Here is a 22182-nt window from a genome sequence, read left to right as displayed (position 1 = left end):
AAGCATAGTCTTTTTTTAAAATACGAAAATATATTATTTTTAGATATTACTATTATAATCCTTCAAATGCACTTCTTATTCTATTCATACATTCTTCTATAATTGGTCTAGGTGAAGCAACATTTATTCTTTCAAATCCTGCTCCTTCTTCTCCAAACATGTATCCTTCATCTAGCAATACCTTCGCCTTGTTAAACATTATATCTTCAAGTTGTTTTGCATCTAACCCATATCCTCTAAAGTCTAACCAAACTAAATAAGTTCCTTGAGATTTTATCATTTTTACTTTAGGCATATACTCATTAACAAAATCTTCTACATATTTAATATTGCCATCTATATACTCATTTACTTGATTCATCCAATCTTCACAATCATTATAAGCAACTTTAGTAGCAACTATTGCAAATGGATTGGGTAAGAATATGGCTAATTTAGCATCTGTTTCAAGCATCCATTTTTCTTGTAATTCTTTATTGTTGATTACTATATTTGATAATTGCATACCAGCTAAGTTGAAACTCTTACTTGGAGCTGTACAAGTTATTATTCTGTCCTTATAATCAGGGCATGCTACTTCTAATGGTATATGCTTTTCACCTTTACGAATAATATCACAATGTATTTCATCAGATATTATCCATAAATTATATTTCTTACATATATCTACTATTTTTCTAAGCTCTTCTTTTTTCCATACCCTACCAACTGGATTATGAGGGCTACATAATATAAAAACCTTATTATTTTCATCTTTAGCTAACTCTTCAAATCCATCATAATCCATAGAATAATGACCATCTTCAAACTTTAAAGGACTATTGACTACCTTTCTTTCATTATTAGTTATCTTAGCTTCAAAAGGATAGTATACAGGTTTTTCTATTATTATACCATCACCCTTTTGTGTTAATATTTGTATGAAAAATCCTAATGCAGGTACAACCCCTGGGCTAAAGAACATATTCTCTTTTTCTATTTTCCAATCAAATCTTCTCTTAAACCATCCGCATACAGCTTCATAATAATCATCAGTTTGTTGAGAGCTGTATCCAAATATTTTTCTGTCTATTCTTTCATGCATTGCATTAATTATCTCAGGAGCACATGCAAAATCCATATCTGCTACCCATAGTGGTAGTGCATCTTCTGAAGAGCCTGGCATAAATTGAGTCTTAAGATCATATTTAAGGCAGTTTGTTCCACTTCTATCTATTACTTCATCAAAATTGTATCTTACTTCAGTTGTTTCCATTTTCTTTCCTCCCAAAATTATTAAATATGTTTTATAACCAAACTTGTCCACCTATTCCTACTGGTATACCTATTGTCATCCAAACTACTACTAAAACTGCAAGCACTGCAAAGTATCCTATAGTGTAAGGTATCATGGCTGAGAATATAGTTCCCATACCTGCATTTTTATCGTATTTTTGAACTGTTGCTAAAAGTATTATAAAGAATGCATTTAATGGTGATAAATGATTAGTTACAGAATCCCCTAGTCTATATACAAACTGAGTAAATGCTGGATGTATGTTTAATTGCATTAACATTGGAACAAATACTGGTCCAAATATCATCCATTTTGTACTTCCACTTATAACAAATATATTTATAAATGCTACTAGTACTAAGAATAGCAGTATTATAGCTTGTGGTGGTAATGGCAATGAGTTAAGTAATGCTCCACCTTTTATAGCTAGTACCTGTGCTAGGTTAGATACCGAGAACAGTGTTAAGAACTGACCTATAACTATTGCAAGTACGATAAACGGTGTCATCGTTGCCATTGATTGACATAATATATCATTTAAGTCTTTTACAGTCTTAATTTTACCAACCTTCATTCCATACACAATCCCTGGTAAGAAGAATAGTATAACTATAAAGAACTGTAAGCAAGACATAAGCGGTGCCCCAAATATTAAAGATCCTTCTGGACTTCTTAAAAAACTATTAGCTGGTATACATAAAGCAACTAATAATGCTACGTAAGCTAATACTGTAAAACCTGCTGACTTTGCTGCTTTTGCTTGTTCTTTTGTAACCTCAAAACCTTGATTATCATCCATGCCTTCTGGCGTACCAGTATATTTACCTAATTTAGGTTCTATAAATTTAACAGTTACTATTGTTGATACTGTAGCTACTATAAATGCAGATACAAATAGTGCATAATAACTAGCTAATAATGTCATATCAAACGCAGGTTGAATAGTTTGAGCTGCTGATATAGTTATTGGTGTTAGCGTAACATCCCATCCACCAGGAATTACAGCTGTTGCAAATCCACCACCAACTGATGCAAATCCACAGAATATACCAGCTAATGGATTTCTGCCTAATCCATAAAATATTGCACCTGCAAGAGTTGGTACTAATACGAAAGCAGCATCACCAGCTTGATTAGCAAATACTCCTATAAAAGCTATTATAAATACAACCGCATTCCCCTTAACTTTTGATAAACTCATTTTTATAGCAGTTGAGAAAAATCCTGTTTTTTCACAAACTCCTGTTGCAACTGCCATAACGAGAACTACCCCAAGTACAGGGAAGTTTTGGAAGTTCTTAACAAATCCTTGCATAAATAGTATTAAACCTTCTGCACTTATTAAGTTCATAACTTCTACTAACTTGCCTGTAGCAGGGCTTATTGCTGAAAAACCTAAAAAGCTTGCCATTGCAGATAATGCTACTACTATCAATGTAATATATGTAAATAATGCTAGTGGATGTGGCATTTTATTTCCAACTCTTTCAATCCACCCTAAAAATCCTCCACCGCTTTTTTTCTTATCTTCCTTTAATGCACCTTGCATTTTTATCCCCCCATTTATAAAATTAGATTTATTTTAGTTATTATTTTTTATTTAAAAATTCAACTGCATATTTAGCCATAAATTCTAAACCTAACTTTAATGCATCTTCATCTATATTGTACTTAGGATGATGTTGTGCATATATTATTCCTTTTTCTTTGTTACCTACCCCTAGATAACAATAAAAACCGGAATACTCTTTTAATATTTCACCATAACAATCTGATGCACATATTGGTTCATAAGGATCTAACTCTAATCCATCTATATTAGAAACTACTTCTTTAGCCATCTTAACTGCTTCTTCATCATTTACAACAGGTCCTATACCTCCAGTATGAGTAACCTTCACATCAACTCCGTAAACTTGTCCAACACCCTCACTTATTTGCTTTATAGTATCAAACACTTTTTTACCTGACTCTTCAGTAAAATGTCTGTATCCACCTATTACCTCTGCGCTGTTTGGAATAATATTTCCTATTGTAGTTCCTCCATGTATTGCACATGCATGTACAACACATTGTTCTAGTACACTTACATAATTAACTGGTATAGAGGATACTTTTAAAACTATATCGCAAGCTGGCTTTATCGGATCTATACTTTGATCTGGTCTAGAACCATGACCACCTCTACCTGTTATATCTATTCTCCAACCAGATCCACCAGCCATACGAGGTCCTGGTTCAACAGAAATTTTACCAGCTTCAATATTTGACCAAACATGAGTAGCTATTAATCTATCTGGCCCTCCATTTTCCTTAAAGTACTGTATTATCTCATTGTGTCCTCCACCAACTTCCTCAGCTGCTTGGAAAACTAATAATACTCTACCTTCTAAATCTTCTTTTATATCATTTAACATATGTGCAAGTCCTAGTAACATAGCTCCATGAGCATCATGTCCACAAGAATGCATTATTCCATCATATTCTGATTTGTATTCTACATCTGAATCTTCTTTCATTGGAAGCGCATCTATATCTCCTCTAATTGCAATTGTCTTACCTTCTTTTTTACCTTCTATCGTAGCTATTACAATATTTGGTTCAATAGATACAAAAGGTACCCCTATTTTTTGTAGTTCTTCCCTTATTCTTTGGGCTGTTCTTATTTCTTTAAAAGATAATTCTGGATACTTATGGAATTCTCTTCTCATCTGAATTACATAGTCTTCATATTTTTCACTTAATTGTTTTAAATTCATAACATCCCCCTAAAATAGTTATTATAATTTAAATATAGTTTAGATGCTAAACTATATTTAAATAGTAGCACTACTTTTTCCTCATGTCAATATAAAACGTTTTCATTTTTGTTTTTCTCAATCTTTTTTATTTTTCTCTGCATTAAATCCATATATAACAGCATCTTTCTATTTATATCTCTATTTTCATCTTAATCTATTGAAATTTTTTTATTTGTAACAAATTATATAATACTAGATTCTAAACACCAAAAAAGTTTAGCAGTTAAACTTTAAACCACTAAACTTTTTAATTCTATAACTATTATATTTTTATCTTCATATAATATATACTTAATAACTACCTCCATATACTAACTATATATCATCTATTTCTTTCTATTTAGCTTCAATCTTAGCTACTCTTTTTCAGAATCATTATTTTCCTGTGGATATTCTTCTAATAAATTAATAAACAAATCAATTACTTTATAAAAACTATCTATTTCCTCTAATGTACATTCTTTGATTAAGTATTCAAATGTTCTTGTAACATCTATAGTATCATATAGCTTATGTGCTTTACTTAACTTTACTCCTGATGTCGTTGGATATAGTAATATAGTTTTTGCATTTCCTTCTTTCTTTTCTTTAGTTATATAACCTTTTTTCTCTAATTTAGATATAGTCTGAGATATTGCACCTTTAGTTCTATTCCACATTTTAGCTAATTGAGTTGGGCTTATTCCTGGATTTTCTTCAATCGCTGTTAGCATATGTACCTCAGCCATGTTTATAAGTTCTCCAGTTCCATAATCTTTAGGCTTATTGATAAAATCATTATATAATATTACAAATTTATATAATGAGTTTGATTTCGCTTTAAGATACAAAAAAATATCATTCATACTTGCTTGTTCTTTCTTTACTATCTCTTCCATATAGCGTCTCCTTTTAAGTCACTTGTTTCTATATATATTCTAATTGATAAGATTCTCTTTTTAGATATTATACCACATTAACTTTTATTTCAATCAATAAAGGAAACTATTGGAAAATTTTTATTACTTTAAACTTATAGTAATGTAATTTACCAATTATTCCATAAGATTTATTCTGTAATCTATACAAAATATTTTCTTATAAAATAAGATAATTTTCAACTCTAGGCATGACAATAACTGTTTATTATCCTTGAATCATAAGGAGATACAAATTTACTTTCCTACTTCTTTTTAAATAGTTCTACACTCTTCATAATTAAAAGGGGCTGTCTTAAAACATAGGATAAGCTTCTTATTATCGAAATTGTGAAAATATATTTGATTTCATGCAAAAAGAGTGCCTCATGAACTAAAAAGTTCACTTTGAGACACCCCTTAATTATTGATGGTTTGTGTTTTAAATTATTTATTTGATTATTATTAACTTAGTTTAGTTTCTTGTTAATTTTGAGATGCCCAATCTGCTGGATATGTTACATATATAAATCTAGCATAATCAGGTACAGAAAATTGTATCTTACTTCCTTTTGGTATAAATATCAACTCACCTGAAGAAGCAGAAACCTTTCTTCCATCTATTACTATATCTAAAGTTCCATCTATTACATAATCTATTTCATCATAGTTTAGAGTCCAGTCAAAAGTAGTTTCCTTCATTTCCATCATACCACAACCTAATCTAGGACTTTCCTCTAATGTAAATAAATCCTTTGTATAAACTACATCATTAGGGTTTCCTGTGTCCAATCTATCGGATTCACTAACCTTTACTGTTGGTAACTTTATAGAAGTTATTCCACTAATATCTTTATTTCTAACAAAATCTACAGTATCTTTAGTTCCATTTATTTTTTCTTCTATTATTTGTCTTACTAATGTTTCAATTAAATTTTTATCTATATTTGCTATATCCATCTTATGCATTCTCCTTTTTTAGTGTCTTATTTGCGATAAGCATAGCTAATAATACTGCTGTTATACCACCAACCAATTTAGCAACTATCATTGGTGTTATCATATTAGCATTAAATCCCGCTGTAAATCCTAAGTGATCTCCAAATACGAATGCTGCCGATACAGAGAATGCCACATTTATTATCTTACCTCTATTATCCATATCTTTCATCATACCAAACATTGGTATACAGTTAGCCAAACTTGCAACAAGCCCTGCCGCTGATACATCATTCATTCCAAGAACTTTCCCTAAAGCCATTAATGGTTTGTTGAACACTTTTGTTATAACAAATACTAATGGAAATGCCCCTGCTAAAACTATTGCTATATCTCCTACTATTTCTATACCTTCACCTATTGGTTTCATTCCAGGTATTACAACTATTCCTGTTAATGCTTCAACTATTGCTGCAGCAAGTCCTAGAGTTATAACGATTACTACACCTTTTCCAAAGTATGTGAACCCCTTTATCATAGCATTTTCAAACTTCAATAATCCAAGTGCTATAACTACTGCAAATATTATTATTGGCACTAAGTTTCTAAGAACCATCATTACTTCAAATCCTGCAACTAATCCACCAACGAATGCTCCAATAGGTATCGTTATTATCCCTGCAAGTATTCCTGTTGCTAAGAATTTTTGGTCTTCTTTTTCTATTATTCCAAGTGCAACTGGTATTATAAATACTATTGTAGGTCCCATCATAGCACCTACTATTAATCCACCAAATAATCCGGCATTGGGGTCTTTTGCAAGTTCAAGAGCAAGTGGTGCACCACCCATATCATTAGCTAATAAACTTCCCGCAAACATAGCTGGGTCAGCTCCAAGCATATCAAATACTGGTACTACAACTGGTCTTAATACATCAGCAAGTACTGGTGCTAGACATATAACACCAACCATTGCAACTGCAAGTGAACCCATTGCCATTATACCTTCTTCAAATTGCTCTCCAAGACCAAATTTATTGCCTATACATTTATCTATAGCTCCAAGTACCATGAAGACTACCATTACATAGATTATAATTTCGTTTATACTCATAATTCCCCCCATTATTTTATTAGACTTGTTATTATTTGACTGTCTACTGATGATATTACAGTCTTATAGATTATTTCTTTTTCTTTTACAACATTTTCACTTTCTTTTAATGCATATTCTAAACTACTTAAATCTCCTGATACTATATATACTAATTTTCCACCTATAGCAAAAGATAATTGGAGTTTTACCAATACTAAGTCACCTGATTTTAAAGTCTTATCAAGCATTTTTATTCCAGCACATACTTTACTACTCTCAACAATCCCTATAGAGACTATATTATCTAATGCCTGGTACTTATTTTTAAATCCATTTAATATTTCTTGTGAAATTGAATTTATTACAAAATTATCTACAATGTATCTTTCTCCAAGCTCCATTCCATAATTTATACATTCATTTACATAAGAAGTTTCTCCACCTACTATTATTAAAAATTTACCTGGACAAATACTCTTTAAATATAGTACATCAACTGAGGATTTTTTTACCATTTCATTAGATACTTCTATACCTTTAGCTATACTTTTAAACTCTATAGCACCTATGCTTTTATTCATCAAATACCTCAAATGAATCAACCACTCCAACTATAGTTGCATCTACTGGAACATGCTTTTTTTCAATAGACTCTCTTGCTGAGGAACCTTTGGATATAAGAACTAAGTCTCCATTTCCTGCTCCCGCATTATCGGCTGCAACCATGAAGCCTTCTTTGTATGTGTCTTTAGTTTTTAAAATCTTTACTACTAAAAGTTTTTGACCACACAGTTTTTCATCTTTTCTTGTAGCCCAAACATTACCTACAACTTTTCCTATATCCATAAAATTACCTCCTTACATTTTCTTTAGCTTGAGATGGTGTATTCTCATGAAGTCTACTGCTAATGGAGTTATTATACTTTTTTTATTAACCAATATATTCTTAACACCATTTATAGTAGGTTTTCTTAAATCAGCTTCTGATATAAGCTTTTTATTTCTTAAATCTAAACTAAATTCATTATCTATATTTGTATTCTCTGTATTGATTAAACTTATAGAGTCTTTATTTAAACTTTGTTTATTTTCGCTTTCAAAGCCTATATCACTTGATATTCCACTTTGTGTACTTAACTTACTTTTAGCTACAGTATTTAAATCTTTTATAATTTCTACACCAAATTTACATATTTCATCTTCAAATGATATAAATTTTTTATATAATGCTTTTGGTGCAGTATTTTTATATTTTTTGTATTCAATTCCTTCGTCTAAGACATATACTTTTTTACCCTTCATAATCATTTTTAGTATAAATCTTTCTTCTTCACTTGTTGAATTTCCAAGCGCTAAGTTTGATAATCCTCTCATACAAAGCTTTGAAACTATCACTATTTCACATTCTTTTACACTTTTATCAAATTCTACTATTTCAAGTTCATCTTTTAATACGTTGAATTTACTGATATCCTGTTCAAATACAATTACAGCTTTAGGCTTATTAGATACTTTTAGTTCATCGTTATTTATCTTTTTATAGATTTCTTCCATTATTAAATCTATAAGATTATCATAATTCATATTAAATCCTCCCTAGAGGTAATCTACATAGCAGATTAAATTTATGCTTTCTTTATTATTTTAGCAACAGTTCCCTTAGAATAACCACATGCATTGGCCTCATCATAATCTATGTGCATGTAAGTTTTAAAATTGTCACTAACTCTTATTACTACATCATCAAATGTTAAAGGTCTCTGACCCATAACCTTAGCTTCAACTATTTCTTTATCACATACATTGAATTTTTCAGCATCATTAGGAGTCATATGTATATGTCTTTTAGCAACCATTAACCCCTTGTTAAGTTCAACTTCACCATGTTGTGTTGATATTTTAATACTTAAAGTACCTTCTAAGTCTCCGCTTTGTTTTATAGGAGCTTTTAATCCAAGAGTTGAACCATCTGTTAAAGAGATTTCTACCTGAGTTTTTTCTCTACATGGCCCAAGTACAACTACATTTTTTATACTTCCTTTAGGTCCAGTTATTGTAACTCTTTCCTTACAAGCATATTGACCTGGTTGAGATAAGTCTTTTAATTTTGTAAGGGTATAGCCCTTTCCAAATAGCTTATCTACATCTTCTCTACTTAAGTGAACATGCCTTCCTGATGCTTCAACTTCTATAAACGCTTCCTTTTTAACTCTATTTATTACTTCTTCTACTATTTCGTTTAATAGACTCTCCATTACATCCTCCAACTACTTATACTTATTAGTTCTAATTTTATATATCATTATCCAAAATACAGATGATAATCTATTAAGTGCCCTTATTAAATCTTCTCTATGAACATTTCCATACTCACCTTTAAAAGCTTCATAAGCTGCAAGTTCAACCTCTCGTGTATTACTTCTTATACTATTTATAGCAACTACAGCTTCACCCATTTCATAACTTGGGAATTCGTGTCCTATGCCAAAATATTTTTTTGGATAGTGAGATTGTTCTCTAAGTTCTTGTGGAGTTAATCCTAAAAGTTTAAAGTCTTCTAGTTTTTCTTCCAAAACTTCACATCTCATTATATTTCTTACAAAGTCTAATACCTCTTGTAATTCCTTAACAAGCTTTGGCATATCTAGCTTTTGACAAAGAACTTGAGTTTTTAGTATTTCTGATTCAAGGGAATCTATTTTACCTCTTAGTATTATTCTTTTATGGTCTTTAAAAACTAAAAGATTTCCATATAATTGAGTCATATGTTCTGGCTTTTCATCCAATTTAGCACCAAATATAGTAGTATATTTATACGTTTTCTCTTTAACTACTTCTTTTATGACTTCTTTAGGTTCATTATTTATAGCTGAAAGTTTATCAACATATTTAAGTTCAATACTTCTCTCAGCTAAATAAGATTTTGCAGAAGGCGTTATTATTTGTCCTTTTTCTATATAAAATTCAGTTATATTGTCTTTGTTTTTTCCAATTTTTCTTTTTACTTCATTTTCTGTTAAAACACCCATTTTATCACATCTCCTATTAGATGTATAAAAAAGACTACCTCAAAATACATTGAGTTTATTGTAAGACTCATTTTTGAGATAGCCTCTTTTTTTAATCAAAATTTAAATTTTAAAAGTATGTTTATATTACTCAGCTGATACTTTTGGTAATATAGCATCTACTTCAAAATGTGGTCTTGGTATAACATGAACTGATATTAGTTCTCCAACTCTCTCAGCAGCTGCAGCTCCAGCATCTGTAGCAGCTTTAACAGCTCCAACATCTCCTCTTACCATTACAGTAACTAATCCTCCACCTACTTGTTCTTTTCCTACTAATTGCACGTTTGCAGCTTTAACCATTGCATCTGCTGCTTCTATCGCTCCTACTAATCCTTTAGTTTCTATCATTCCTAATGCATTTGCACTTGCCATAATCTTATCCTCCAAAAATTTAATATTATTTTATAGTTTGTATTTTTAGAAATCTATAGTTATAAACTATAAATTTCATTGTTTATTTTAGTTATGCTAGTTCTTTGACTAATCTTTGAACTAAAAGATTTATTAATTCTTCTTTGTCCATTGAGTCAAACATTGATTTTTCAACTTGAGATTTACTTCTTCCAAGTTCTTCTATTTCTTTGATTCCATAAGCCACTCTTTTAATATTTATCAAATCAAGTGGACCCACATTGTTTGAAGTTGAGCTTCCACCTATTGCACCACAACCAAGTGTTAGTGCTGGTATAAGGTTTGTTGATGCACCTATTCCTCCAAGTGCTGAAGGAGTATTCACAAGTATTCTTGATACTGGCATGTTAAGAGCAAATCTTTTTACCAATTCTTCATCATTTGCATGCATTGAGAAAGTATGTCCAGCACCTTCATTTAACAGTATTTCTCTACATCTATTCATAATAGCATCCACATTATCTTCAACATAGAATGCAAGTATTGGTGTAAGTTTTTCTCTTGAATAGGCTACATTATGGCCAACTTTAGTTTCTCTTGCAATTAGAACTTTTGTATTTTTAGGTACATTTGTAAGGTCTGCTAAATTCGCTATTACTTCAACACTTTTACCAACTATTTGTGGATTCATAGTACCATTAGCTCTTAATATAAATTTTGCTAATCTTTCACTTTCTTCTTCATTTAAAAGATATGCACCTTGATTTTTAAGTTCTTTTAAAACAGTTTCTTCCATAGACTTTTCTACTACTATTGATTGCTCTGATGCACATATAACACCATTATCAAAAGTTTTAGAGTCTATTATTCTCTTGACTGCTAATTTAACATTTGCTGATTTATCTATAAATGCTGGTCCATTTCCAGGCCCAACTCCTATAGCTGGTGTTCCTGAAGAGTAAGCAGCTCTAACCATTGCTTCCCCTCCAGTTGCTAATATTAAGTTTGTATCCTTATGCTTCATTAATTCGTTTGTTCCAACTATACTTGGATTAGTTATACATAATATTGAATCCTCTGGTGCTCCAGCATTTATAGCTGCCTCATTTATTATTTTAACTGTTTCAAGTATGCATTTTTTTGCATTTGGATGTGGGGAGAAAACTATAGTATTTCCTGCTTTTATAGATATTATGGTTTTATATATTACTGTTGATGTTGGGTTTGTTGAAGGTATAAGCCCTGCTACAACTCCAACTGGTGTAGCTATATCTATAGTATTTGCTTCTTTATCTTCATCAATTATTCCAATAGTTTTTGTATCTTTTAAAGTTTCATAAACTCCCATAGATGCAAAAGTATTTTTTATTACTTTATCTTCCCATTTTCCAAATCTAGTTTCTTCATTTGCCATTTTAGCTAACTTAGTAGCATTATTAAATGCTGCATCTGCAATAGACTTTACTATTTTATCTATTTGCTCTTGGCTCATTTTAGAAAGTTTCTCTTGAGCCACTTTAGCCCTTTTTACAAGAGTTCTGACTTCTTGTATAGATACTAAATCTTTATCTAAAAGTGTCATAACTATCTATCCCTTCTGCTAAGCTTTTTAACTAAGTCTATTAACTCTTCTTTTTTAAGAATATTTAAATCCTTATAAGTTATTGAAGAATCTAATTTCTTAGCCATAGCTTTAAGTTTTTTCACACTGTTTTTTGATAAATCATCTTTATCAAAATCAATATTTTCTATTTTAACTTGTTCTAATATTTCTTTACTAGAATTAGAATCTTCTATTTTTTCTTTATTAATTTCAGTTAAACTACCATCAATTATTTCTATTTCATTGTTGACTTTATCTATATGGCTATATAATTTTTCATTATCTTTTTCACTATTTTCAGTGCCATCTAAAATTACATTATCTTTTTCTGATATAGTACTTTCTAATGTATTTTCAAAATTTCTATCTATCTTTTCTAAAGCTTCGCACACTTTAGATTCTTCCTTTTTAAATAAAATATCTGTTACTTCATTATGAATTCTTGGTATAATATGTGATGCTCTTAATGTACCAACTCTTGAAGCTGCCATTTCACCTGCTTCTAGAGCAGATTTAACAGCACCAACGTCTCCACATATTGTTAAAGTAACAATACCTGCTCCAACCTTATCGATTCTTACAATGTTAACATTTGCAGATTTTAAACAAGCATCAGAAGCTTCTATCGCAGCAACATATCCTATTACTTCTATTAAACCTATAGCCTCCATCTAACTATCCTAGAATCCTGTTGGATTATCTGCAACTGATTTTACTGCTTCGGCAAATGCATCACATGCTGCTTTACAAGCTGACTGAGAACCTGTAAGTAATGCTCCACCAAAGTTTGTTTCAGTTGGAGGTGCAAATAATTCACACATTTTAACATCTGCTGCCTTCATCGCTGCATCTAAAGCATACATTGCTTCAAGTGGTGGTGCTACTAAATAAGCTAATGCCTCACCTTCTCTTATTCCTGCTACTTCTGAAAGGTATGTTCCTGTTCTTGATACACAATGAGCATAATATGCTATTGAATCATCATCATTTGCACTTATAAAAGTTGCTCCATACTCCATAAAATCAACTACTGCATTTAATCCACTTCTTACTTCAGCTGGACTTGGTCCTGCTATTATTCCTAACACTTCACCAGCAAGTTTTGTTGAAGCATTTGCTGCCCCTGCATACATTGATTTTGCATATACTACATCAACTTCTGAAGCTTTAGTTGCTTCATCAAGAGCTGTGTATGTAACATCATCACAGTCTGCTGTTATTAAGCCCAAGCTTTTATGATGTGCTTTTAATTCTAGTTTTTGTGCCATTTCTGGACTTATATTCGAAATTATTTTAACTCCTAGTATATTAGGACGAATCATATCGTTTTTCATATTCTACACTCCCTCGACTTTATTTAAGGTCTATTCCTGAAGCTTTTTTGTCTAGCATAGTTTTTATAAGTTCAGCTATATGAGCACCTGCCTCAACTGCAGTTGTTCCACCTTTGTGAATATTTGATATAACTGTTCTTTTTGCTTCAGCCATTCCTATATATGGCTTATATGCTATATATGCTGACATTGATTCAGCAGTAACCAATCCTGGTCTTTCTCCAACCAACATACATATAACTTCACAACCTAATTCTTCACCTAAGTGGTCCATAGCACCAACTCTACAGTGTTTAACAAATAAAATTTCACTTGAGTCTATGCCATACATTTTTAGACCTTGTTTTATAGCTGGCACACAATCTTTTAAGTTTGCTTCTATAGCGGCTGAACTAAGTCCATCTCCCACTAATATTAAAACCTTTTGATTTGTTCCAAATTTAGATTTTATACTGTTTATAGTTTCTGGAGAGAATTTTCTTCCTAGGTCTGGTCTAGTTAAGTATTCATCTTTATCTTTACATAAAGTTTCTACTGCAAACATATTGTTTTCTTTTATAAATTCTTCATCTACATAAGAGAATACAGCATCTTGTGCAGCAGCATGGTCTGCTCTAAATCTTAAAACTGTTTCTGTCTTATATCTTGTACCAGCTCTTCCTATACCTAATCTTGCAGGCGTTTTAGCTTTCATATCTAAGTAAGCTTCTGCATCCTTAGGTTTTTTTACTAGTAATTGCTTTCTTATATCAACTTCTGTTATATCATCTATACAAGCATCGTTATCAATTATAGTTTCAGTTGCTTTCTTAACAGTTTCAGATACAACATTAGTATCTAATTCTCCAACCATTTGTCCAACCAACTGTTCTACTAATGCTTTTAAATCCTTCTCATTCATACTAAATACCTCCTATCCTAATAATATAGATGCGTCTCCTGCTAACTCTGTTAACTTACCATCTTTAGAGAATCCCATCTTTTCCATCCAAGCATCAAATTCTTTTATTGCAGTCAATCCAAACATTTCTCTAAGTGATGCTGTTTCATGGTATCCTGTTGTCTGGTAGTTAAGCATAACATCATCTCCATGAGGTATTCCCATAAAGTATGTACATCCTGCTGTTGTCAATAGTATAGCTAAGTTTTCCATATCATTTTGGTCAGCCTTCATATGGTTAGTGTAACAAACATCAACACCCATTGGTAATCCATGTAATTTACCCATAAAATGGTCTTCAAGTCCTGCCCTTACTACTTCTCTAGCATCATATAAATACTCAGGCCCTATAAATCCAACAACTGTATTTACTAAGAATGGTTCATACTTTTTAGCGAATCCATAACATCTAGCTTCCATAGTAACCTGGTCTATTCCATGATGTGCTTCTGAAGAAAGTTCTGAACCTTGCCCAGTTTCAAAATACATAACATTAGGTCCAGTAGCTGTACCATGTTTTAAAGCTAGTTGTCTGGCTTCCTCGATAGTATCACCATTAAATCCAAATGCTTCATTTCCCTTTTCAGAACCTGCTATAGATTGGAATATTAAATCTGCAGGGGCACCATTTCTTATAGCTTCCATTTGTGTTGTAACATGTGCTAATACGCATGTTTGAGTTGGTATTTGATATTTTTGTTTTACTTCTTCAAATCTTTTTAACACTTTAGTAACACTTTCAACTGAGTCGTCAACTGGGTTTAAACCAAGTACTGCATCTCCTATACCAAAAGTTAAACCTTCAAGAAGTGATGCAAGTATTCCATCTGGGTCGTCTGTAGGATGATTAGGCTGAAGTCTTGCTGATAATGTACCTTGTTCTCCTATAGTTGTATTACAATGAGCAGTAACTTTTATTTTTTTAGCAGCATAAACTAAGTCCATATTTGACATTAACTTTGCAACTGCTGCTATTATTTCAGAAGTTAACCCTCTTGATATTCTTCTTATATCAAGACTTGTAGTATTTGAATCTAATATCCATTCTCTAAGTTCTGATACTGTCCATTCTTTTATTTCCTCATAAACTTTTTCATTTACAGCATCTTGTATTATTCTTGTTACTTCATCTTCTTCATACGCTACTGCAGGATTATTTCTTATATCCTCTAGCTTTATGTGTGATAAAACAACCTTTGCTGCTATTCTTTCTTCAGCTGATTCTGCTGCAAGACCTGCTAATTTATCTCCTGATTTTTCTTCATTAGCTTTAGCCATTACATCATATAAGCTTTTAAACTGATAAGTACGTCCAAATAATTTTGTCTTTAAAATCATTTACTTACCTCCTTCTATTAATTAAAAACTAATGTTTTTATTACCACAGGTAAAACTTTACCTTCAACTATAGGTTTCCCAATGTCAATATAGTCTCCATTTTCGACCTTGACACTGTCTATACAAACAATTTCTTTTTCATAATTTAACAATGCATATATTGCTTGACCTAATACTTTTGCCATATCATTTTCAACAATTACTACAAAAGGCAAATCATTTTCTATGATTTGTTGCATTCCATCCACAAATCCTTTGGCATATTCTTGTATATCTGAAAAGGCTGGATTTTTCTTGCCTATCATAGCTATGGCAACTTTCTGTAAATCATTTTCTAACTTAAACCAGTTAAGTTTATTTTTTATAGCTTCACTGATTTGTTTTGAAGTACCTACTTCTTCATCCATTGATAATTTTAAAACTGGCAAGTTTTTAAGTGGAAAATTTTTACTAGTATATGTTATTGTGCTTCCACTTACCTCAGTAGTATGAGAACCTGCACCAACTACTGTAGCTCTTATTGTCTCCATAGACTTGACTATGTTCACTTTTTTAAGGTATTCACAATTTTTTATTGCTTGACCAAGTAAAATTCCCAAATCACCATATTCAAAATAATCTTTTATTTCTCCATCATAGTAAATATAATCAGCTACCCCACCTGAAAATGAGACATTCTTAATATCTTCATCTATATTGATTGATTTATTAGTTATTATAAAATCAAATAAAGGTGTCTGAGTTTTTAATCCTATACTTTCCATTAATAAGTCAACCATTATATTAACTATTGGTTTTGTATTTTCTATTGTAGCTACAGTTCCCACTTGAAGATTTAAATTATTATCTTTTATGATTTTATCTATTTTAGGTGATATATACGTTATTTCTTTACTTATTTTATCTACTTTTATAAGCCTTCCACCTATATCTAAGCATCCAGTATCAGTTACTTCTCCTCTTTTAAATGAGGCTATATTACTAGTTCCCCCACCTATATCTATATTTACAATTGTAGTCGAATGTTCTTTTGAATAAATATGAGCTCCAGCTCCTTTACCTGATATTATACTTTCTAGGTCAGGACCTGCTGTTGCAACAACAAAATCTCCTGCAAATCCACTTAAAGTATGAAGCACATCATTTGCATTTTCTTTTCGGGCTGTTTCTCCAGTTATTATTACTGCTCCTGTATGTATATCTACTTTAGATATATTTGCTTTTTTATATTCACTTTCAACTATTTCTTTTATTTGCTGTCCATTTATTTCATTATTTGAGATAAGGGGAGTGAAATAAACCTTACTTTTATAAATAATTTCTTTGTCTACTATACTTATCCTAGGCACTGAAAAATTTGATTCAGTATTTTCTACTATTAACTTAGAAAAAATCAACTGAGTAGTACTTGTTCCAATGTCAATACCAACACTTAATAACTCTTCTCTCATTTTCTCACCTCCTAAAGTTTAAGTATGTCTTAAACAAGCAAAGAGGCTTAAAGCTATAATAAATATCTGTTAAATTGAATATATATTTACAAGTTTTATAAATACATTCAACTAACTTAATTTATTAATAACCTTAAGCCTCTTTGCTCAATTAAAACTACTACTTTGTAGATGAGTTATTATTTAAATATTAATTTGTGTAGGTATAGTAATTAATACTTCTGTCCCATTTTTACTACTCTTTCTTTTTATACTTCCTTTTAACATTTGAGTTATATAACTATCTATTATATATGTTCCTAAACTATTTTTATTTATATTGTCACTATCAAATCCAACTCCATCGTCTATAATAGCTATATTTCTAAAATCATTATCCTTATTTATTAGTATTTGTATGTTGCCACGTTCTCTATCAACGAAAGCATGGTCATAACAATTTTGTAATATTTCATTTATAACTAAAAGTATGGCTGTTGCTTTTTCTCCACTAATTTTAAAATCTTCACCTGTTATGCATATATCTATATCTTTACTAAACAGATAACCACCTTGAATATTTGATACTAATAAGTTGATACCTTCTCGTATAGATATATTATTATCTACTTCCTTGGATAATAGATAGTGAGTTGAAAGTATTGCAAACACTCTATTTATTATATTATCTAAACATTGTTTAACTTCCTCGTTTTGAGATAATCTACTTTGCTTTTTTATTATAGATATTACTGTATGAAGATTATTTTTCACTCTATGGTGAGCTTCTCTAATAGCTACTGTTTTTAAAACTAGTTCTTCTTCCTTTCGCTTTAAATCACTTATATCTTGTACTATTTTACAAACCTTAAATTCATCGTCTTTGATGTATATAGTTTTTATTTTGAAAAACATATTATCTATTGAAACTTCATTTGTTTCATCATAATTTTCATCTATTATTATATCTTCAAATAATTTAGTCTCTATATATAAGTCATTATAATGCATATCTTGTATATCACATTCAAATCCAAGGTTTTTATACATCTCATTTGCAATACGATTTTTAATTTTTAGTTTTCCATTTTTATCAAATATAAGTATAGCAGAATTTAAATTATCAACTAAAAAATCATTATTTCCTATCAATTTTATAAACTGGTGTAAACTTTTATTTTCTTCATCTTCGTTAGTTTCAAATTCGTTTTTAACTTCACTACTTATATCTTTTTCAACGATTAATACTGCTAGAACTTTGTCTTCTAATATTATTGGCTGAATATTTTGTTTAACCAGCTTGTATTCTTGTGTTAAAGCTTTTATATCTCTTGCTCTTTCTCCAGTTTTTAGACATTTTATAACTCCTGGTTCATTTTCAATTAGAGCCTTTTTACCTACAACACTTTCACTGTACACTGACTTTTCTTTAGGTCTGCTATGTGCTACAACAATTGCTTCATCATCAATTTTACTTAGTACATCTATAAAAACATCAGCTTCATAAAAGGAAGCCATTAAGTCTAAGGATTTTGATACCTCTATAATTTTTTCAATTTCATTATTATTTAAGTATGTTTGTGTAGTTGCTATTTTTTTTATCGTATTAGTCATCGTATCCTATTATAATCATTTTGGCAATTTCCATCATTGTAGTTCTTTTATCCATACTTAATTTTCTTATTCTAGTGTATGCTTCATCCTCAGAAATTTTAAACTCTCTTATAAGTATACCTTTTGCTCTTTCTACTAATTTTCTTTCATTCAATTTAGAATTTACCTTTTCTAAATCTTTTTTCATTTTTTCAAATTCATTTACCTTATTTAAACACATTTCTATAGTTGGTATAAGTGATTTTTCACTTGCTGTCTTTACTAAGTATCCATAAGCACCTATACTTTTGGCTTTTTCTATGTATTCTTTATCTTCAAATGAAGTTAGTAAAAGCACTCCACCTGCTAGATTTTCTTTACATATTATTTTGCCTGCTTTTATACCATCAAGTATTGGCATTTCTATATCCATTATAACTAAATCGGGTTTGTGTTTTTTGCACATTTCAACAGCTTCAAATCCATCACTTGCTTCTCCTATTATTTCATAACCATGACTTTCTAGTATATCTTTTGTATCCATTCTTAACAGTGGTTCATCATCAACCAATAGTATTTTTTTCCCCATGTTCCTACCTCACTTAAAGATTAAATCTTCTTAGAATAGTTTATATATTTTTTTATAAAATACTAATTTATATTTTCTTTAACTATTCATATAATTTTATCATATTTTTTAGTTAAAAAAACATTTCCCCTTAAATTTCATCTATATTTTTAGATTTTTCTAGATATTTAAATAATTTTTCAAGCCCTATATTATCCACTGTATCTACTTTAAAGATTTGGCTTGCTCCTGCTAGTGAGAGTCTCTCATAAGCTATGTTTACTTCATCTTTAGTAGCTTTATTTATTTTAGTTATAATCCCTATTACGTCTTTGCAAAACATACTTGCAAATCCTGGTGCTATATAATTTTCTTCTTGTGTAGCATCATACACTATGGCTATAATTTTAGCATCTGCTGATGTTGTTATTAATGCATTGTATAGACTTCTATTTTCCATATATTCACCTGGAGTATCTATTGCATTATTGTAGAGTTCTACTGACTGAGTTTTTCTATATTTCAATTCCAATTGGTCTAGTTTTTGACATAGAGTAGTTTTCCCACTACCTGTCTTTCCCATAAATATTATATTCTTCATTGTATTATTATGTCCTTGTTATTTTTGTAGATGAGAAGTTTAACATATTTCCTAAAACTTCTAAAACATCATCTAATGCTGATTCTACAGAACTTACATCACCTGATATTACTACAGAACCACTAAATCTATCTATAAAACCTAAAGATACATTTGAAGATTTTGTAGCAACATCTGCTGCTATTATTGATGCTTCACTTGGTGTTATAGTAAGTATTCCTATTGCATCTTTTTTATCGAGTACCAATCCTAACTTCTTATATATATCTTCATTAGGGTTAGCTATTATATGTGCTAATGTGACCTGTTTCCCAGGAACATATTCTTGAATAACTCTTTGCTTAGATTCTTCAGCCAAATTTATTCCCTACTTTCTTTAAATATAGTTTACTAAAAAGTTATTTGCTTAAAATAAAAGAAGCTCCATAAGAATAGTATTAATATTCCTAAGAAGCTCCGTTGCTTTTTACTAAAGTATCACGCCTTTGTGATACTTTCATTATAGTTTTATGTTTTATATTTGTCAATATATTATTTATATTTTTAAAAACATTTTCCCTATTTGTATAATATTATGTTTACATGTAATAAAGTGTAATTATTTAATATTATTTAATATACTTATTATATCCTCTTCAGTTGGCACTTTAGGATTGGTTAATGTGCAAGTATCTTTTATAGCAAGTTTAGCTATTTCTCTTTCTTCATTAATTATATCTCCTAAACTTAATTTACACTGTGTCAATTTAGTTGGCATATTCATCTCTTTTTGTAATTTTTTTATTTCATTTACTAAGTTTTTAACAGCTATTCTTATATTACCATTCCCAAGCCCTACTAATTTTGCTATTTGTGCATATTTCATAGCTGTATCTGAGTAAGTTGTATTGGTATATCCTACTATTGATGCATTATATTCTATAACATGTGGAAGTAATATTGAATTTGCTCTTCCATGTGGTATATGAAATTTCCCACCTAATACATGTGCTATAGAATGATTTATACCAAGTGATGTTTGGTTAAATGCCATACCTGCTATACAAGAGGCATTGTGCATTTTTTCTCTAGCTTCTATATCATTTCCATCTTTATATGCCTTTATTAAGTACTTAAATACTAGTTTTATAGCTTTTTCAGCTAGTGCATCTGAAAAGTCATTAGAATTTGTAGATACATAAGCTTCTATCGCATGTGTCAATACATCCATACCTGTATCTGCTGTTATAAAGTTTGGTACAGTTTTTACAAGTTCTGGGTCTAGTATTGCCATATTTGGAAGTAAATCATCACTTACTAATGGATACTTACATCCTTTTTGATTGTCTGCTATTACTGCAAATGATGTTACCTCTGAACCTGTTCCACTTGTTGTTGGTATTGCTATAAATTCTACTTCATCAGTTGTTAATATTTTTTTAGAAAAATCCATTATAGATTTCGCAGCATCTATTGCAGACCCTCCACCTAATGCTATTATTACATCTGGATTTATAGATTTAAATGCTTCTATTCCCGCTACTACTATTTCTATTGGTGGGTCTGGTACTATTTCTTCAAAAACTTGATATGTTGAATTTATTAAATTACATGTTATTTTATCTATTGTTTTTGATTTAACCATAAATGGGTCTGTTATTATTAATACGTTTTTGTTTTTTAATTCTTGTAGTGCTTTTAGTGAACCTTCTCCAAATTTTATTTTGGTTTTAATCTCAAAATTATTCAAATTACCATCCTCCTTAAGTTAAATACGCAAAAAAGCTCCATAGACTTTATCTATGGAGCTCCATTGCTCTTTTAACACTTCGTTGTGCTATATTTAAAAATATACTATTTGATTAATATAATGTCAAGTCATAGTATATTAAAATCAATAATCTAAGCTTATGTATCAACTTTACTTACATTTAATTCTTTTTCTAAAACAGTAAAAGCATTACTTAAAACTTCTTTAGGATATTTTTTACTTATTATATTTACAAACCAGTTGGCTTTAGCCATCTCTATTTCATTAAGTTTAGCTTCATCTTTAGGAAAAGTCTCTATAACCTTGATTTCCATATGCAAGCCTCCTACATGTTTTTGTTATAACCACTAATTTTAAAAATTATATTTTAAAATATTTGGATTCTGACCCTCTTATATTAATCTATGAAGTTATAGATTTGTCCTGATACAACTAAGTATCAAAATTTCTAATTGATTTGAAATTTTAGTGGCAAAGAAATAAAAGAAATAAATAGTCATATATTATAAAGAGGAGAATTATATAAATTCAACCAATTAATATATTCATTTGAAATACTTTATATAAATGATTTCAAATATATAGCCTAATTTGT

24 protein-coding genes are annotated in these 22182 nt (G+C 30.2%); all 24 read right to left on the bottom strand.

Annotated elements, in window-relative coordinates; translation table 11 throughout:
- Window positions 1-52: 52 nt before the first annotated feature.
- The 24 genes from ACTG48_RS10140 to ACTG48_RS10025 all read right to left on the bottom strand — a co-directional run bounded on the left by ACTG48_RS10140 (window position 53) and on the right by ACTG48_RS10025 (window position 21901).
- Window positions 53-1255: a MalY/PatB family protein gene (locus ACTG48_RS10140; RefSeq protein WP_021384689.1), complete on the bottom strand. Its 1203-nt coding sequence runs from the start codon at window positions 1253-1255 to the stop codon at window positions 53-55.
- 31 nt (window positions 1256-1286) lie between these two features.
- On the bottom strand, window positions 1287-2825 hold the full coding sequence (locus ACTG48_RS10135; protein WP_479918740.1) for an AbgT family transporter: 1539 nt from the start codon (window positions 2823-2825) through the stop codon (window positions 1287-1289).
- Window positions 2826-2865: 40 nt separating this feature from the next.
- A complete protein-coding gene (locus tag ACTG48_RS10130; RefSeq protein WP_021384699.1) occupies window positions 2866-4035 on the bottom strand; it encodes a M20 metallopeptidase family protein in 1170 nt (389 codons plus the stop codon).
- A gap of 398 nt (window positions 4036-4433) precedes the next feature.
- Window positions 4434-4955, bottom strand: a complete 522-nt coding sequence (locus ACTG48_RS10125) for a MarR family transcriptional regulator (protein WP_021384704.1) — start codon at window positions 4953-4955, stop codon at window positions 4434-4436.
- A 504-nt stretch (window positions 4956-5459) separates the two neighbouring features.
- Window positions 5460-5933, bottom strand: a complete 474-nt coding sequence (locus tag ACTG48_RS10120) for a cupin domain-containing protein (protein WP_021384692.1) — start codon at window positions 5931-5933, stop codon at window positions 5460-5462.
- Window position 5934: 1 nt separating this feature from the next.
- The gene (eutH, locus tag ACTG48_RS10115) at window positions 5935-7026 is read right to left on the bottom strand and encodes an ethanolamine utilization protein EutH (protein ID WP_021384683.1); all 1092 of its coding nucleotides are present in this window, start codon (window positions 7024-7026) and stop codon (window positions 5935-5937) included.
- A gap of 11 nt (window positions 7027-7037) precedes the next feature.
- Window positions 7038-7589: a BMC domain-containing protein gene (locus tag ACTG48_RS10110; protein WP_479918739.1), complete on the bottom strand. Its 552-nt coding sequence runs from the start codon at window positions 7587-7589 to the stop codon at window positions 7038-7040.
- On the bottom strand, window positions 7582-7854 hold the full coding sequence (locus ACTG48_RS10105; protein ID WP_021384701.1) for a EutN/CcmL family microcompartment protein: 273 nt from the start codon (window positions 7852-7854) through the stop codon (window positions 7582-7584). Before ACTG48_RS10105 ends, ACTG48_RS10110 begins: the two co-directional genes overlap by 8 nt.
- A gap of 12 nt (window positions 7855-7866) precedes the next feature.
- Window positions 7867-8592: a TIGR02536 family ethanolamine utilization protein gene (locus ACTG48_RS10100; protein WP_479918738.1), complete on the bottom strand. Its 726-nt coding sequence runs from the start codon at window positions 8590-8592 to the stop codon at window positions 7867-7869.
- Between the two features lie 41 nt (window positions 8593-8633).
- Window positions 8634-9263, bottom strand: coding sequence for an ethanolamine utilization phosphate acetyltransferase EutD (gene eutD / locus ACTG48_RS10095; RefSeq protein ID WP_021384702.1), 630 nt, complete (start codon window positions 9261-9263; stop codon window positions 8634-8636).
- 12 nt (window positions 9264-9275) lie between these two features.
- Complete coding sequence (locus tag ACTG48_RS10090; protein ID WP_021384703.1) at window positions 9276-10037, bottom strand: cobalamin adenosyltransferase; 762 nt, start codon at window positions 10035-10037, stop codon at window positions 9276-9278.
- A gap of 126 nt (window positions 10038-10163) precedes the next feature.
- A complete protein-coding gene (eutM, locus tag ACTG48_RS10085) occupies window positions 10164-10451 on the bottom strand; it encodes an ethanolamine utilization microcompartment protein EutM (RefSeq protein WP_003423991.1) in 288 nt (95 codons plus the stop codon).
- 91 nt (window positions 10452-10542) lie between these two features.
- Window positions 10543-12012 (bottom strand): acetaldehyde dehydrogenase (acetylating), encoded by a 1470-nt coding sequence (locus tag ACTG48_RS10080; RefSeq protein WP_479918737.1) that lies wholly within the window; start codon window positions 12010-12012, stop codon window positions 10543-10545.
- A 2-nt stretch (window positions 12013-12014) separates the two neighbouring features.
- Window positions 12015-12704 carry a BMC domain-containing protein gene (locus tag ACTG48_RS10075; RefSeq protein ID WP_479918736.1) on the bottom strand — a complete coding sequence of 230 codons (690 nt, stop codon included), beginning with the start codon at window positions 12702-12704 and terminating at the stop codon, window positions 12015-12017.
- Window positions 12705-12713: 9 nt separating this feature from the next.
- Window positions 12714-13367, bottom strand: coding sequence for an ethanolamine utilization microcompartment protein EutL (eutL, locus tag ACTG48_RS10070; RefSeq protein WP_021384681.1), 654 nt, complete (start codon window positions 13365-13367; stop codon window positions 12714-12716).
- A gap of 19 nt (window positions 13368-13386) precedes the next feature.
- Window positions 13387-14268, bottom strand: a complete 882-nt coding sequence (eutC, locus tag ACTG48_RS10065; protein WP_021384684.1) for an ethanolamine ammonia-lyase subunit EutC — start codon at window positions 14266-14268, stop codon at window positions 13387-13389.
- A gap of 12 nt (window positions 14269-14280) precedes the next feature.
- The gene (locus ACTG48_RS10060; protein WP_021384698.1) at window positions 14281-15645 is read right to left on the bottom strand and encodes an ethanolamine ammonia-lyase subunit EutB; all 1365 of its coding nucleotides are present in this window, start codon (window positions 15643-15645) and stop codon (window positions 14281-14283) included.
- Between the two features lie 17 nt (window positions 15646-15662).
- The gene (eutA, locus tag ACTG48_RS10055) at window positions 15663-17096 is read right to left on the bottom strand and encodes an ethanolamine ammonia-lyase reactivating factor EutA (protein WP_479918735.1); all 1434 of its coding nucleotides are present in this window, start codon (window positions 17094-17096) and stop codon (window positions 15663-15665) included.
- Between the two features lie 183 nt (window positions 17097-17279).
- Complete coding sequence (locus ACTG48_RS10050) at window positions 17280-18689, bottom strand: histidine kinase N-terminal domain-containing protein (RefSeq protein WP_479918734.1); 1410 nt, start codon at window positions 18687-18689, stop codon at window positions 17280-17282.
- On the bottom strand, window positions 18682-19257 hold the full coding sequence (locus ACTG48_RS10045; protein WP_021384697.1) for an ANTAR domain-containing response regulator: 576 nt from the start codon (window positions 19255-19257) through the stop codon (window positions 18682-18684). The genes ACTG48_RS10050 and ACTG48_RS10045 overlap by 8 nt, the downstream gene beginning before the upstream one ends.
- A gap of 130 nt (window positions 19258-19387) precedes the next feature.
- Window positions 19388-19837 carry a EutP/PduV family microcompartment system protein gene (locus ACTG48_RS10040; RefSeq protein WP_021384679.1) on the bottom strand — a complete coding sequence of 150 codons (450 nt, stop codon included), beginning with the start codon at window positions 19835-19837 and terminating at the stop codon, window positions 19388-19390.
- Window positions 19838-19844: 7 nt separating this feature from the next.
- On the bottom strand, window positions 19845-20195 hold the full coding sequence (locus tag ACTG48_RS10035; RefSeq protein ID WP_021384706.1) for a BMC domain-containing protein: 351 nt from the start codon (window positions 20193-20195) through the stop codon (window positions 19845-19847).
- Between the two features lie 240 nt (window positions 20196-20435).
- Window positions 20436-21566, bottom strand: coding sequence for a 1-propanol dehydrogenase PduQ (locus ACTG48_RS10030; protein WP_479918733.1), 1131 nt, complete (start codon window positions 21564-21566; stop codon window positions 20436-20438).
- A 158-nt stretch (window positions 21567-21724) separates the two neighbouring features.
- Window positions 21725-21901, bottom strand: coding sequence for a hypothetical protein (locus tag ACTG48_RS10025; protein ID WP_479918732.1), 177 nt, complete (start codon window positions 21899-21901; stop codon window positions 21725-21727).
- Between the last annotated feature and the right edge of the window lie 281 nt (window positions 21902-22182).

It is taken from the genome of Clostridioides sp. LIBA-6822 (assembly GCF_056688955.1).
This window is presented reverse-complemented; position numbering and strand designations above follow the sequence as displayed.

What these genes read in the sequence shown, in the direction of transcription:
- ACTG48_RS10140 (WP_021384689.1), bottom strand. Translation starts at nt 1,255, where the DNA reads ATGGAAACAACTGAAGTAAGATACAATTTTGATGAAGTAATAGATAGA.
- ACTG48_RS10135 (WP_479918740.1), bottom strand. Translation starts at nt 2,825, where the DNA reads ATGCAAGGTGCATTAAAGGAAGATAAGAAAAAAAGCGGTGGAGGATTT.
- ACTG48_RS10130 (WP_021384699.1), bottom strand. Translation starts at nt 4,035, where the DNA reads ATGAATTTAAAACAATTAAGTGAAAAATATGAAGACTATGTAATTCAG.
- ACTG48_RS10125 (WP_021384704.1), bottom strand. Translation starts at nt 4,955, where the DNA reads ATGGAAGAGATAGTAAAGAAAGAACAAGCAAGTATGAATGATATTTTT.
- ACTG48_RS10120 (WP_021384692.1), bottom strand. Translation starts at nt 5,933, where the DNA reads ATGGATATAGCAAATATAGATAAAAATTTAATTGAAACATTAGTAAGA.
- eutH (WP_021384683.1), bottom strand. Translation starts at nt 7,026, where the DNA reads ATGAGTATAAACGAAATTATAATCTATGTAATGGTAGTCTTCATGGTA.
- ACTG48_RS10110 (WP_479918739.1), bottom strand. Translation starts at nt 7,589, where the DNA reads ATGAATAAAAGCATAGGTGCTATAGAGTTTAAAAGTATAGCTAAAGGT.
- ACTG48_RS10105 (WP_021384701.1), bottom strand. Translation starts at nt 7,854, where the DNA reads ATGGATATAGGAAAAGTTGTAGGTAATGTTTGGGCTACAAGAAAAGAT.
- ACTG48_RS10100 (WP_479918738.1), bottom strand. Translation starts at nt 8,592, where the DNA reads ATGAATTATGATAATCTTATAGATTTAATAATGGAAGAAATCTATAAA.
- eutD (WP_021384702.1), bottom strand. Translation starts at nt 9,263, where the DNA reads ATGGAGAGTCTATTAAACGAAATAGTAGAAGAAGTAATAAATAGAGTT.
- ACTG48_RS10090 (WP_021384703.1), bottom strand. Translation starts at nt 10,037, where the DNA reads ATGGGTGTTTTAACAGAAAATGAAGTAAAAAGAAAAATTGGAAAAAAC.
- eutM (WP_003423991.1), bottom strand. Translation starts at nt 10,451, where the DNA reads ATGGCAAGTGCAAATGCATTAGGAATGATAGAAACTAAAGGATTAGTA.
- ACTG48_RS10080 (WP_479918737.1), bottom strand. Translation starts at nt 12,012, where the DNA reads ATGACACTTTTAGATAAAGATTTAGTATCTATACAAGAAGTCAGAACT.
- ACTG48_RS10075 (WP_479918736.1), bottom strand. Translation starts at nt 12,704, where the DNA reads ATGGAGGCTATAGGTTTAATAGAAGTAATAGGATATGTTGCTGCGATA.
- eutL (WP_021384681.1), bottom strand. Translation starts at nt 13,367, where the DNA reads ATGAAAAACGATATGATTCGTCCTAATATACTAGGAGTTAAAATAATT.
- eutC (WP_021384684.1), bottom strand. Translation starts at nt 14,268, where the DNA reads ATGAATGAGAAGGATTTAAAAGCATTAGTAGAACAGTTGGTTGGACAA.
- ACTG48_RS10060 (WP_021384698.1), bottom strand. Translation starts at nt 15,645, where the DNA reads ATGATTTTAAAGACAAAATTATTTGGACGTACTTATCAGTTTAAAAGC.
- eutA (WP_479918735.1), bottom strand. Translation starts at nt 17,096, where the DNA reads ATGAGAGAAGAGTTATTAAGTGTTGGTATTGACATTGGAACAAGTACT.
- ACTG48_RS10050 (WP_479918734.1), bottom strand. Translation starts at nt 18,689, where the DNA reads ATGACTAATACGATAAAAAAAATAGCAACTACACAAACATACTTAAAT.
- ACTG48_RS10045 (WP_021384697.1), bottom strand. Translation starts at nt 19,257, where the DNA reads ATGGGGAAAAAAATACTATTGGTTGATGATGAACCACTGTTAAGAATG.
- ACTG48_RS10040 (WP_021384679.1), bottom strand. Translation starts at nt 19,837, where the DNA reads ATGAAGAATATAATATTTATGGGAAAGACAGGTAGTGGGAAAACTACT.
- ACTG48_RS10025 (WP_479918732.1), bottom strand. Translation starts at nt 21,901, where the DNA reads ATGGAAATCAAGGTTATAGAGACTTTTCCTAAAGATGAAGCTAAACTT.